Here is a 10,491-nt window from a genome sequence, read left to right as displayed (position 1 = left end):
CAGCCCGCGAACGCCTGGCCGACGAGCGCCCCGACGGAGTTGCCGCAGACGTTGACCGGCGCGGTGATCGGCGCGACCACCTGGTTGCCGCCCAGGATGCTGCGGTCGCCGCTGGTGCGGTTGCCGCCGGCGCCCTTGCCGTGCCCGCTGTGGTAGCCGTGGCCGGGCTTGCCGCCGGTGACGGAGGCGCCGCCCTTGCAGCCCGCGAACGCCTGGCCGACGAGCGCCCCGACGGAGTTGCCGCAGACGTTGATCGGAGCCGTGATCGGGGCGACCACCTGGTTGCCGCCCAGGATGCTGCCGCGGCCGCTGGTCCGGTTGCCGCCGGCGCCGGAGCCCTTGCCCGACTGCTCGACGGACGCGCCGCCCTTGCAGCCGGCGGCGGCGCGGCCGACGACGGCGACGGCGTTGCCGCAGACGTTGATCGGAGCGGTGATCGGCGCGACGATCTGGTTGCCGCCGAGGATGCTGTGGTCGCCGCTGGTGCGGTTGCCGCCGGCGCCGGAGCCCTTGCCCGACTGCTCGACGGACGCGCCGCCGACGGAACCGGCCTCCGACTCGCCGATGACGGCGACGGAGTTGCCGCTGATGTCGATCGGCAGGGTGATCGGCAGGTTGACCTGGTTGCCGCCGCCGATCGAACCGTCGCCCGAGGTGTCGGCGAGGGCCGTACCGGTGCCGAGGGACATGACGCCCAGTGCGAGAAGGGCCGCGGGGGTCGTGCTCTTAACCCACGTACGCATGCTTGAAGCTCCTTGTGGTTCATTCATGGGGGTACCTGACATCTCGTGCACGGGGTGCGCGGGCAGGCGGCATCCCGGCGGGAGACCGCACAGCGGACGCCCGGCAGCCGTCACGAGAACTGGAATCGCTCATCACCCGCGATGCGGAACGGCTCCTCCGTCAGGAGGACCAAGGCACGTTCCGCGCGACCGGCGTTTTCGTCTGGAGAGACACCGCCGGCCCATGGGACGGGGTCAGTCGGGAGAGAAGGATGGGTCGTCCGCCGCTGTGCGGACGACGGGCGGGAGCACCCCCGAGAGCGGGGCGCGCTGTGCCCTGAGGCGCGGGTCGTGGTCGAACCGCGCGATGTCTCCCACACCCGGCCCGAAGAGGCCGGATCCACCGCTCGTCTGGGGCACGAAACCGTTCGCCCCGGCGTTGTGGTCGGCGGTGGAGGGTGCCGGGAATCCCGGAGTCGACTGGCTGGTGAGCCCGTCGACGCCTCGTCCGGCCATTGCTTCGGCGTTTCCCGCCGCCGGAAGGTCACCGCTTTCCGTGGGGAAGTCACCGACCTCGGAGGCCGGCCCGGAAGCGGCTGTGTCGAGAGGGCCGGAACCCACCGCCGCAGGCGCCGCCGCTGACTCCGCGGTGGTGTCCGCGGCCGCCGGAGCGGCGCAGAGGAGCCCGAAGACGACGGCGAGCAGCCACCCGGCGGCGAACAGGCCGCCGACCGCGAGGACTCGCCTGACGACCCGCCGAGCGCCCGTCGTGAACCGCGTGGTCCGGATGTCCCGGACGACGGGCGCGCCGGCGGAGAGGAGCACGGGCACGCACGGGACGGCGCGCGGGAGGATCCCCCGCTGCCCTTCCGGCGTGCGTGCCACGTGCCCTCCTCGGCTCCTGGCGGGGGCCGCGTGAACGCGGCCCTCCCTTCAACGGAGAGTCACGCTAGCACTACGTCGAGTCAGCGCAATGGTTTTTCCGGGAACGTCTCAGCAGCCGTCCAGGAAGCGGTCAAGAACGCGTACCCCGAACCGGAGCGAATCGGTCGGAACCCTCTCGTCCACCCCGTGGAACATCCCGGAGAAGTCCAAGTCCGCGGGGAGCCGGAGCGGCGCGAACCCGAATCCCCGCATGCCCAGCCGGCTGAAGGCCTTCAGGTCGGTGCCCCCCGACAGCGTGTACGGCACCGCCAGCGCCCCCGGGTCCTCCGCGACGAGCGCGTCGGCCATCGCGCGCACCAGGGGCCCGTCGAAGCCCGTCTCGATCGCGATGTCGTGGTAGACGAACTCCCTGGTCACGTTGGGCCCGAGCAGCCGGTCGATCGTCTCGAAGAACTCCTCCTCGTGACCCGGCAGGAAGCGCCCGTCCACATGCGCGGTCGCGGTCTGCGGGATGACGTTGGCCTTGTAGCCGCCCGCCAGCATGGTGGGGTTGGCGGTGTTGCGGAGCGTGGCGCCGATCATCCGGGCCAGCGGGCCGAGCTTGGCCACGGTCGCCTCGGCGTCGTCGGCGTCCAGCTCCAGCTCCAGGGCCTCGGAGACCTCGGCCAGGAAGGTCTTCACGGTCTGCGTCAGCCGTACCGGCCACTCGTAGCGGCCGATCCTGCCGACCGCCTCGGCCAGCTCGGTGACCGCGTTCTCATGGTTGAGCATGGAGCCGTGCCCGGCCCGGCCGCGCGCCGTCAGGCGCATCCAGGCGATGCCCTTCTCGGCCGTCTCGATGAGATAGAGCCTGCGGGCCTCGTCGAGGGAGACGCTGAACCCGCCGACCTCGCCGATCGCCTCGGTGCATCCCTCGAAGAGGTCGGCGTGGTTGTCGGTCAGCCACTGCGCGCCGTACGAACCGCCGGCCTCCTCGTCGGCGGTGAAGGCCAGCACCACGTCCCGCGGCGGGCGGCGGCCCTCGCTGAGCCGCTGCCGGACCACCGCGAGGATCATCGCGTCCATGTCCTTCATGTCGACCGCGCCGCGTCCCCAGACGCAGCCGTCGGCGATCTCCCCGCTGAGCGGGTGGTGGGTCCAGTCGTCGGCGTTGAAGGGGACGACGTCGAGGTGCCCGTGGAGCAGCAGCGCGTCACGCGAGGAGTCCTCCCCGGCGATGCGGGCGACCACGTTCGCCCGGCGGTCGTCCGACTCCAGGATCCGCGGCTCCAGGCCGACCTCGGCCAGCTTCTCCGCGACGTACTCGGCGGCGGCCCGCTCGCCCGGCCCCGTGTTGTCGCCCGCGTTGGTCGAGTCGATCCGGATCAGGTCACGGCACAGCTCGACGACCTCGTCCTCACCATTGAACGCGGTCATGTCGACTCCTTCGGTTCGGTACGGCTTGCGCCTCCCATCCTGCCGCCGCCGGGACCCTCCCGGCATCCCCGGGGACCTCGGCGGTAACCGATATGACGTGCGCTCAAAGGTTTGCTAACCTAGGTCCGCCGACGAGGGATGACGGTCTCGCGTGCAGGCACCAAGTCCGGGTGGCGGAATGGCAGACGCGCTAGCTTGAGGTGCTAGTGCCCTTTGCGGGGCGTGGGGGTTCAAGTCCCCCCTCGGACACAGATAGTTTCCACACGTGGAGGCCGGGCGAGACCCGAGCCTCCACGAGTCGTTTCCAGGGCCGGCCGCAGTCCTGCCGGTGGTTCCCGTCGCCGGGCGGTCGCGGGCGGCGATGCTTCTCTCCGACCGGTCCACCGCGTCGAAGAGCGGATCGGCGGTCTCCCGGTTCGTCTCACCCTCTCCGCCGCGCCCTCTCCGTCGCACCATCGAAACTCATCCGCACCCTGTGGAAATCCCGCCGTCTTCTCCCCGCCGATCCGACCGCTGCGGCGGATCCCAATCCGCGGCCTTGCGCGGGAGAGAACGTTCATTCTCCATCCACAGGGCAGAGGGACTTCAGAGTCCGGAGAATCTCAGTTTCCTCTCGGTCTCCGGGGAACCGTCACGGCGGAGGACGAGAGGAAATCGAAGACGGCAGGGCTCGGCCCGCTATGACCGCGGAATCAGGGTACGGTGGCCGCACCGCTTCTGGTAGCCCCTCTTACCCGGGGGGACTCCGCAGGCCGTCACATTCGAGCCTGTCGAGTTGAAGAACCATCGCGAACCGTTAAGGTACGCCTCACCACCACATATCTGGAGCATGACATGGCTAAGAAGGTCGTAGAGACTTTCGTCGACGACCTCGACGGCGGCGAGGCGTCGGGCACCGTCTCCTTCACCCTCGAAGGATCCGCCTACGAGATCGACCTGAGCGACGAGAACGCGGACAAGCTGCGCAAAGCACTGGCCCCCTTCATCAACGCCGCCCGCCCGGTCCGCCAGGAACGCCCCGGCCGCGGTCGCCGGGGCGGTACGGCCGGCAGCCGCGCCATGGATCGCGAGAAGAGCGCGAAGATCCGCGAGTGGGCCAAGACCCAGGGCCTGAACGTCAGCGAGCGCGGCCGGATCGCCTCATCGATCGTGGAGCAGTACGAGGCCGCCCATTGACGGCGCCTTCCCTCCTGCTCTCGTCGGGAGAGCTGTACCGACCCGACCGAAAGCTCAACGGAGCCCACCCAACCGAAACATGAGGGTGTTAAGGCCGCACGGTTCGCGCCGGTCCGGCGCGAACCGCACCAACGGTCTGCGGGAGCAGCGCTCCCGTAGACCGGAAAACCCTATGAGGCCACTGCGGAGAGACACCGGATCACCGGATGCCGCCACCACTCGATTTATCAGTCATTCCCGAGTGGAGACGGAATCTCCTCGGGAAAGAGATGGTCACTGACATTCACACCAGATATCGCTGGTGTGGGGATGCTCTATCACCGTGATCTGCCCCGCCCTCGGCCTCGGCGTGCGCCGTATGAGAACGCGGTCGCCGTTCTGAGATGAACAGCCACAGGCAGATCCGGTGGAGCAATGCGGAACCTGTGGATCGTCGGGAAGGCGCCCGCCGTATGCCGGCCGCCGCGCTGCAGGCCGGGGTCGACGTCGCCGCCCGCGCCGACGCTCACGCTCCCTAGAGCAGTTCCGGGCCCGTGCCCGGGCCGAGACCCGGCGAGTCGAGGCGCTGGCGTCGCCGCTGACGTTGCCGGCGACGATGCCCCGGGGAGAGACCGGTGCGGTGGGACCGCGCGGCTCTCCCTGCTCTCACCGGCCGCGGGGGCCGCGAGCCGGTGAAAACCAGGTGACATCTCGGATCATGTGCCGGAGTCTTGGACCCGGTCGGTGAGTTTTGTCGGTGGCGTCCGTCACTCTGTTTTCACGACCACGAACTCCTGCGAGACCCGGGGCTGGAGCTCCAGCCGCGGCCCCGTCATGTCCGACGACCCCGATCGAGGTACCGTGTCCAGCCGACTGCTCGACTCACCCGCCGAATCCGCGGCCACCGCCTCAGGCCGCACTCCGCCCGTGATCCGACTGCTGGTGCTCGCCACGTTCGTGGTCATCCTCAACGAGACGATCCTGATCAACGCGATCCCGCGGTTGATGGGTGCGCTGCACATCACCGAGCAGACCGCGCAGTGGCTCTCGACGGCCTTCATGCTGACCATGGCCGCGGTCATCCCGATCACCGGGTGGTTCCTGCAACGGGTCTCCACCCGCAGCGCGTACGCCACCGCGATGGGCCTGTTCCTGCTCGGCACGGCGCTGGCCGCCGTCGCGCCGTCGTTCGAGGTGCTGCTGGGCGCGCGCATCGTCCAGGCGTCCGGGACGGCCGTGATGATGCCGCTGTTGATGACCACGCTGATGCAGGTGGTGCCCGAGGCGGAACGGGGCCGGGTGATGGGCAACGTCACGCTGGCCATCTCTGTCGCGCCCGCGATGGGCCCGACGGTCTCGGGGGTGATCCTCCAGCTCGGATCCTGGCGCCTGCTGTTCGCCGTGGTGCTCCCCATCGCCGCCCTGATCGCCTGGCGCGGCCTGAAGCAGCTCGAGAACGTCGGCGAGCCCAAGTCCAGCACCGTCGACTGGTTCAGCGTGGTGACCGCCGCCGTCGGCTTCGGCGGCCTGGTCTACGGGCTCAGCCGGTTCGAGAGCGGTGACGCCCGCGTCGCCGCCGCGATCGTGGCGGCCGGTCTGGTCACCATCGCCGTCTTCGTCTTCCGCCAGCTCTCGCTGCAGAAGCGCGACGCGCCGCTGATGGACCTGCGCACCCTGCGCCACCGCACCTACACGATCGCACTGATCATGATGTCGGTGGCCTTCATGGCGATGCTCGGCTCGATGATGCTGCTACCGCTGTACCTGCAGAACGTCCGCGAGCTCAGCGCCCTGCAGACGGGACTCCTCGTGATGCCGGGCGGCCTGGCGATGGGGTTGCTCGGTCCGACCGTCGGCCGTCTGTTCGACCGGTTCGGCGGCCGGGTCCTGGTCGTCCCCGGCGCGATCGGGATCATGATCGCGCTCGCCGGTTTCACCCAGATCACGATGACCACGCCGTACTGGCTGCTGCTCGGTCTGCACGCGCTGCTGATGGTGGGGCTGGCCGCGACCTTCACGCCGGTGTTCACCCTCGGGCTCGGAGCGCTCCCTCCGCGGCTCTACTCCCACGGCAGCTCGATCCTGAGCACGCTGCAGCAGGTCGCCGCGGCCATCGGCACCGCGCTCGTGATCACCGTGATGAGCGCACGAGCCGAAGCCCTGAAGTCCACGGGGGTCACCGAGGCGCTCGCCGACCTCGACGGCATGCGGCTGGCCTTCGTCATCGGCGCCGCACTGTCCGTGGCCGTGGTCGTCACCGCCCTGCTCCTGCCGGCCCGGGCGGAGAAGGCGGACGGGGTCGGGGGACCCGGCCACTTCTGACGGCTCGTCCCGGCCCGCCGCCCTCGTCCACGATCGTCACCCGGACGCGGCCGGCCGGCCGCAGGCCCGCCTCCGGTGAACGGCACCCGGTGAGCGGGCTTGCGGCGGACGGGCCTGAGGTGAACGGCAGGCCGGGAACGCGGCCGCGGTGATTCTCCGAGGGCCTTCGGAGCCCGCTTCCCCGGAGTCGGGAACGGAGTAATGGGCGGCGCATAAACCGCTTATACGGATGACCCGATCAGTCGGCATGGACATGCGAATGGCATTCATGTCATCCGTCTTGTAATGATCATGAATTTCCGGAGAGATCGCCGGAGACGGCGACGCGAGCCCTCCCATGCCGCCTTGCTGGGGCTCAGCGGGGGAACGAATCTCTAGAGATGTCCTGGTGAGGACGATCTCCACCTTCCTGGCATTCGCCGAATCCCGGGTTTCGGATAGTCCGGATTTTGGGCGTTATGCCATTTATATGACAGAAGCTTTAAGCGCTAATAACCCTGTCCCTTTACCTTCCCCCGGGATCATTGTCAGTCTAATATCGGGATCTATGTCGCGGCATGCATCAGATTCCCCGGGCAGGCGAGTCTGGCTCTCCCAGCGCATGGATGCCCCTGCCGCGCAGGACTTCGACGATGGCATCTGGGAGCCCGAGCGGCTGTCCACGTTCAGGTGGCGGAAGGTCGCCGTGTTCGGGACGGCCGCCACCGTCTTCACCGGTGTGGGCATCTGGATCGTCCTGTCCGGCTCCTCTGGTCCCCGGACCCTCCTCGCCCACACCACGCCCGCCCCCGGCAGGACGTCGTGGGAGGCGGTGGTCCCACCGCCGTCCGGCAGCGTGCTCCCGTCCGGTGCTCCCTCGGCCGGCACCACCGAGAAGGCCGGATCCGGAGAAGTGGTCACTCCGGCCACCCCGACCGCCCCGGCGGATCCGACCGCCGCCGCGGAGCCTCCGGCGACTGTGACCGAGTCCCCCGTGGACACCCTGCCGACGCGGGTCACCGCCAAGGAGGCGCGCCGCATCCACGGCCGCTACGCCCGGGAGCTGTCCATCGCCCAGTCGAAGATGGACGCCAAGGCGATGGGAAGGCTGGAGCACGGTCTCGCCCTGGAGATGTCACGGGCCGCCTTCGAGACCGCCCGCATGGAGGGTGCAGAGGTGGGGGCGGGCATGTGGCCCCGTCCGAAGCTCTGGGTGCCCCGTGACTCCTCGGGGACCACCGACTGGTTCGTCGCGGTCGCCCACCGGGAGAAGGTCGCCCGGATCAGCTTGGTGATGGCCTCCACCCCGGCGGGCTGGCGACTGACGGCCTTCACCGCCGACACCCGCCCCGTCCCCGCGCAGCTGCCCGAGATCGCCACCGACTCCGAGGGCTACGCCACGAGCCTGCCGGAGAACGCCACGGGCCTGCGCGCGACCCCGCGCCAGGTCGCCCGGGCCCATCTGACGAGCCTGGAGAGCACCCGGCCGGACGCGCGGTTCGCCGACGGCCCGTGGACCAGCGAGGCCACGCTGTTCTGGCGGCAGGAGCGCGCCCAGCTGGAGCGGGCCGGCTGGCGGCTCTCGCTGTCCTACCGGCCGGAGGGCGCGGTGCGCTCACTCATGACCAAGGACGGGGGCGCCCTGGTCTGGTACGCCGCCCGCTCCACCGACCTGCGCACCGCCCGGCGAGTGGGCGCGCTGGTCACGCTGAAGGGTGCGGCCGCGGTCCGCACCGGCAACAAGGCGTTCTCACGCTCGGCGAGCGTGACGTACGGCCGCATGTACGCGGCCTACATCCCGCCCGCCGGTTCCAACGAACGGGTCCGTGTGCTCGGCGAGTGGTCCGAAGTCCTGGAGAGCCACGGCACCTGACGTTCCCACCGGAAGAAGAGGAACATTGATGACGACACCATCACGTAAGCCCTCGCGCGCGACGGTGGTCACTGCGAGCATCGCGATCGGGGTCTTCGCGGCCGGCACCGGCCTCGGAGCCGCCGTCTCCGCGCTCTCCCCGCCCGCCGAGGTCGAGACGGTGCAGCTCAACACGGGCACCTACCTCCTCGACACGCGGACGGGCACGTGGGCGGCCCTGTCTCCGGAGCAGGGGGGCGCACCGATCGCGGCCGCAGACCCGGGTACGGCGACCGCCGCCGGCACCCGGGTCTGCCTCGCCCTCACCCCGGACGGCCGCGTGGTGAGCGGCGGCGGGGAGGGCTGCACCACGCTCTCCTCGGTCGGCGTCGCCCTCGCCTCCGCGCAGATCCCCAGTGATCCCAGCGGCGCCCCGGCTCCACCCGACAAGCCCGCCGATCCGCCGAAGTCGTCCGAATCGAAGCCCCGCGACTCCGGCTCCAGCGGCAACTCCGGCGGCGGTTCGGGCGCTCAGCAGGCACCCCCGAAGCAGCAGTACGTCGCCCCGCCCGCGCGGAACCCGGGGACCCAGTCGAACGACTCCGTCCCCGCGCCGAAGCCGACGAAGCAGATCAGCAACAACCTGGGGGAGGGCAGCAAGATCGTGGAGCCCCCGCCCAGCAAGCAGGCCGTCAACGCGCCCGCGAAGGAGGCGCCCGGCCAGACCTCCCCCTCCTCCCGCGACACCACGCACCGCAACGGCGGCGTCGACCGCAACGACAGGGGAACACCCTCGGGCGACCGCCGGTCCACCTCACCGGACGGTACGGACGGCCGTACGGACGACCACGCGGAGAAGCCGAAGAGCACTCCGGCGCAGACCAGGAAGCCCGCGGACAAGCCTGTGGGGGCGGCGAAGCCCTCGCATCCGGCGGAGCAGCCCACGCGGACCGCGAATCCCGAACCGCCCGTGGAGAAGGGCGAGAACGCGCCGCCCTCTGTGAAGACGCTCAAGCCGGCACGGCCCTCCAAGGCACCCCAGTCCCCGCCGGAGCGCAGGAACGAGCGCGGGAACGTCGGAGAACCGCCCGCGCCGCAGGACACGCGGGCGCCCGAGGGCGGCGGGAGCGACCCGGAGAACCAGGTGCCCGCTCCGGTGGAGAGCCAGGCTCCGCCCGTCCAGGCCCCCGACGGCCAGGCCCCGGACGGATCCGGGAACCGTGACGGCCAGGCCCCGGACGGGTCCGGGAACCGCGGCGGGGACGCACCGCCTCCCGCCGACCTCCCCGCCGAGCAGGACTCCCCCGACGTGGGCGTCTCGCTTCCGGTCTTCCGGGACCCCGCACTCCTCCGGCGCGCGCAGGAGGCCCTCGGGCTGGACCGGAACATGCGATACACCGACGCCAACGGCGTGTGGGACCTCAACATCGCCCCGCCGGGCACTCCCGCCTGCCGGAACTACTCGGCCGCCGAGCTGGCGGAGCTGCGCTCCTCCCAGGACGGCGCAGCCCTTCCCGAGAACGCCGTCCCCCGCGACTCGTGCCAGTGGCCCGCCTTCCTCCGCTGGCTCTTCGCCGATCCGGCCCCCGGTGAGGTCAGCAACTGGACCAAGTTCACCGGCCTCTCCGAGCAGAGCCTGGAACTCGTGGTGACGGACCCGCCCCCCGCGCGGCCCGGTGTCCCGCAGCCCGGCCAGAACGGCCAGGGCGAACAGAACAGCCAGGGCGGACAGAACGGTCAGACTTGGCAGAGTGAGCAGAACGGGCAGAGCGACCCGTTCGTCCAGCCCGCGCAGCCCGGGGGAGAACCCGCCGGGTCCGGTGGGCAGGAACAGCCCGCCCTGCCCGGGCAGCCCGACCCCGGCGGGTTCGGTTCCGTGTCGCCCGCCCAGCCCGGTCACGGCGGCCCCGGCGGTCACGGCGATCCGGGCTACGGCTGGCCCGCCCCGGACCCGGCCGGGTACTCAGGCCCGTGAACTCATCCACCGGAACCGGGAACGCCGTGCTCGGCCCCGGCCAGTGGAGGGCATGGGTGAACGAGCACGGCGCGCACCTGCTGGACTACGCCGCCTATCACCTCGGAGCGGACCGGGCGACGGCGGCGGTGGCCGCCGCCGTCGCCGCGTGCGGCGGGCGGCCCGCCTCGGGGACGTCTCGGTCC

At 70.9% G+C, this 10,491-nt stretch carries 8 protein-coding genes and 1 tRNA gene; 6 read left to right on the top strand and 3 right to left on the bottom strand.

All coding sequences use genetic code 11. The features are described from left to right. From ACWJ6R_RS05495 to ACWJ6R_RS05485, 3 genes are all read right to left on the bottom strand, one after another. On the bottom strand, positions 1-743 hold a 743-nt coding region (locus ACWJ6R_RS05495; protein WP_449061140.1), incomplete at its 3' end, for a chaplin family protein. A gap of 234 nt (positions 744-977) precedes the next feature. Continuing rightward, positions 978-1,607: a hypothetical protein gene (locus ACWJ6R_RS05490; protein ID WP_449061139.1), complete on the bottom strand. Its 630-nt coding sequence runs from the start codon at positions 1,605-1,607 to the stop codon at positions 978-980. A 108-nt stretch (positions 1,608-1,715) separates the two neighbouring features. Further along, positions 1,716-3,023 carry a M20/M25/M40 family metallo-hydrolase gene (locus ACWJ6R_RS05485; protein WP_449061138.1) on the bottom strand — a complete coding sequence of 436 codons (1,308 nt, stop codon included), beginning with the start codon at positions 3,021-3,023 and terminating at the stop codon, positions 1,716-1,718. Between the two features lie 164 nt (positions 3,024-3,187). Here ACWJ6R_RS05485 and ACWJ6R_RS05480 point away from each other — a divergent pair. The 6 genes from ACWJ6R_RS05480 to ACWJ6R_RS05455 all read left to right on the top strand — a co-directional run. Continuing rightward, a tRNA-Leu gene (locus tag ACWJ6R_RS05480) sits at positions 3,188-3,272 on the top strand. A 585-nt stretch (positions 3,273-3,857) separates the two neighbouring features. Beyond that, positions 3,858-4,199 (top strand): histone-like nucleoid-structuring protein Lsr2, encoded by a 342-nt coding sequence (locus tag ACWJ6R_RS05475; RefSeq protein WP_449061137.1) that lies wholly within the window; start codon positions 3,858-3,860, stop codon positions 4,197-4,199. A 906-nt stretch (positions 4,200-5,105) separates the two neighbouring features. Further along, on the top strand, positions 5,106-6,500 hold the full coding sequence (locus tag ACWJ6R_RS05470) for an MDR family MFS transporter (protein WP_449061136.1): 1,395 nt from the start codon (positions 5,106-5,108) through the stop codon (positions 6,498-6,500). Between the two features lie 601 nt (positions 6,501-7,101). Further along, positions 7,102-8,352 carry a hypothetical protein gene (locus ACWJ6R_RS05465; protein WP_449061135.1) on the top strand — a complete coding sequence of 417 codons (1,251 nt, stop codon included), beginning with the start codon at positions 7,102-7,104 and terminating at the stop codon, positions 8,350-8,352. Positions 8,353-8,380: 28 nt separating this feature from the next. After that, complete coding sequence (locus ACWJ6R_RS05460; protein ID WP_449061134.1) at positions 8,381-10,306, top strand: hypothetical protein; 1,926 nt, start codon at positions 8,381-8,383, stop codon at positions 10,304-10,306. Then, positions 10,303-10,491, top strand: a 189-nt coding sequence (locus tag ACWJ6R_RS05455; RefSeq protein ID WP_449061133.1) for a hypothetical protein, incomplete at its 3' end; no start/stop codon positions are given. The genes ACWJ6R_RS05460 and ACWJ6R_RS05455, both read left to right, overlap by 4 nt.

The organism is Planomonospora algeriensis, from assembly GCF_977012225.1.
This window is presented reverse-complemented; position numbering and strand designations above follow the sequence as displayed.

Excerpts from the sequence above, each read along its gene's own strand:
- ACWJ6R_RS05485 (WP_449061138.1), bottom strand. The coding sequence starts at position 3,023 with ATGACCGCGTTCAATGGTGAGGACGAGGTCGTCGAGCTGTGCCGTGAC.
- ACWJ6R_RS05475 (WP_449061137.1), top strand. The coding sequence starts at position 3,858 with ATGGCTAAGAAGGTCGTAGAGACTTTCGTCGACGACCTCGACGGCGGC.
- ACWJ6R_RS05465 (WP_449061135.1), top strand. The coding sequence starts at position 7,102 with ATGGATGCCCCTGCCGCGCAGGACTTCGACGATGGCATCTGGGAGCCC.
- ACWJ6R_RS05460 (WP_449061134.1), top strand. The coding sequence starts at position 8,381 with ATGACGACACCATCACGTAAGCCCTCGCGCGCGACGGTGGTCACTGCG.